Source organism: Micromonospora craterilacus (assembly GCF_003236315.1).
Taxonomy (GTDB): domain Bacteria; phylum Actinomycetota; class Actinomycetes; order Mycobacteriales; family Micromonosporaceae; genus Micromonospora; species Micromonospora craterilacus.
Window position 1 is genome coordinate 1 of the sequence record NZ_POTY01000449.1, and the last position, 1,809, is coordinate 1,809.

The window sequence follows — 1,809 nt, forward strand, 5'->3', positions numbered from 1 at the left end:
GGTGGGGCCGGTGGCGGTGCGCGCCCATCTGGCGCCGTTCCTGCCGGGTGACCCGGCGGGCGTACCGGTCGACGGCCGGCCGGCGATCTCGGCGGCCCGGTACGGGTCGGCGGGGATCCTGCCGATCCCGTGGGCGTACCTGCGGATGATGGGTGCCGACGGGCTGGCCCGGGCCACCGGGGTGGCGGTGCTGGCCGCGAACTACGTGGCGGCACGGCTGCGTGGGCACTTCCCGGTGCTGTACGCGGGCAACAAGGGCCTGGTGGCCCACGAGTGCATCCTGGACCTGCGGCCGTTGACGAAGGCGACCGGGGTGAGCGTGGACGACGTGGCCAAGCGGCTGATCGACTACGGCTTCCACGCGCCGACGATGTCGTTCCCGGTGGCCGGGACGCTGATGGTGGAGCCGACCGAGAGTGAGGACCTGGCCGAGCTGGACCGGTTCTGCGACGCGATGATCGCCATCCGGGCGGAGGTCGACAAGGTCGGCTCGGGTGAGTGGCCGGCGGGGGACAATCCCCTCGCGAACGCGCCGCACACGGCGGTGATGGTGGCCGGTGACGAGTGGCCGCACCCGTACCCGCGGTCGGTGGGTGGCTACCCGGCCGGTGTGGACCGGATGGGGAAGTACTGGCCGCCGGTGCGTCGGGTCGACGGCGGGTACGGCGACCGGAACCTGGTGTGTTCGTGTCCGGCGCCGGAGGCGTACGAGGGCTGACGGCCAGCCGGGCCGGGGCGGTCAGGGCCGCCCCGGCTGCGCGCCGACCTGGTCGTGCTGGTCCCTGACCGGGGGACTAGCCTTGGTCGGCGCGGGAAATGTCGTGACGGATCGTGATTGTCTCAGGCGGCGAGCGCGTGTCGGGCGGGGCCGCGGTGCGGAGCGATGCTGCTGCCGTCGGGCAACAGTTCGCCGGTGTCCTCGAAGACGATGACGCCATTGCAGAGCAGGCTCCAACCCTGCTCAGGGAAGCAGGCGATGACCCTGGCGGCTTCCCGGTCGGTAGCTTCGGCGGAGGGGCAGGTGGGTTGGTGCTGGCACATCGGGTTCTCCGGACTGTGGGGGCACTGTGTCATGGTTCACATGACCAGTGACGCACAGTACCAAGCGAAAGCACGCCGCATCGAGCAGGTGTGCGCGTGGTGCGTGGGAAATCCGCTGAACGGATGAGTATGAATCGCCCGGACGTCGTGGAAGCGCTCCCACGGATGGTGGTCGATCCGCCCGCCGCACCCGCCCGGTGCCGGGGTCGGCTCGTCGAACGCGCCCGCTGGGAGTGGCGCCCGACCGACGGCGGCGACCCGGCCGCGCGTACCGAGGAGTTCCTCGCCGCCCACGGCCTGCACCTGCACGACCTGGCCCGCCCGGCACCCCGCCACCACGACCCCGACGGTGTCTGCGGCGCCGCCCTCTACGTCTCCGCCGCGGCCGGCGCGCTGCTGGCCCGGGGCGCCGTCGGCGCGGCAAACCCGGCCGACCTGCCCGAGGTCGCGGTCGTCGTCTACGGCCACACCGACGCGCCTCCGACCGGCCCGGCCGCACCCGCCGGCTGGTGGCGCGGCCCGTGGACCGAAAGCTGGACCCGACGCCAGCACGCCGACGCGGTCGACGCCGTCCGCGAGGCCATCGGCCACGGCGAGGTCTACCAGGTCAACCTGGTCGGCCATGCCGCCGCCCCCTACACCGGCGACCCGCTGCCGGCCCTGGCCCGCCTGGGCCGGCTGCCCGGCGCCCGCTACGGCGGCGTGCTCACCGGCGCCGGCTGGGCCATCGGCTGCGCCAGTCCGGAAACCCTGATCGAGGTCCGCGGC

Annotated in this window: 2 protein-coding genes and 1 pseudogene; 2 read left to right on the forward strand and 1 reads right to left on the reverse strand. The window is 73.7% G+C overall.

What is annotated here, in order from left to right; translation table 11 throughout:
• A pseudogene (locus C1I95_RS33685) lies at window positions 1–718 on the forward strand (glycine dehydrogenase (aminomethyl-transferring)); the annotation flags it as partial.
• Between the two features lie 122 nt (window positions 719–840).
• Here C1I95_RS33685 and C1I95_RS33690 read toward each other — a convergent pair.
• Window positions 841–1,041, reverse strand: coding sequence for a DUF5999 family protein (locus C1I95_RS33690; protein WP_111220134.1), 201 nt, complete (start codon window positions 1,039–1,041; stop codon window positions 841–843).
• Window positions 1,042–1,137: 96 nt separating this feature from the next.
• Here C1I95_RS33690 and C1I95_RS33695 point away from each other — a divergent pair.
• On the forward strand, window positions 1,138–1,809 hold a 672-nt coding region (locus C1I95_RS33695; protein WP_199524037.1), incomplete at its 3' end, for a chorismate-binding protein.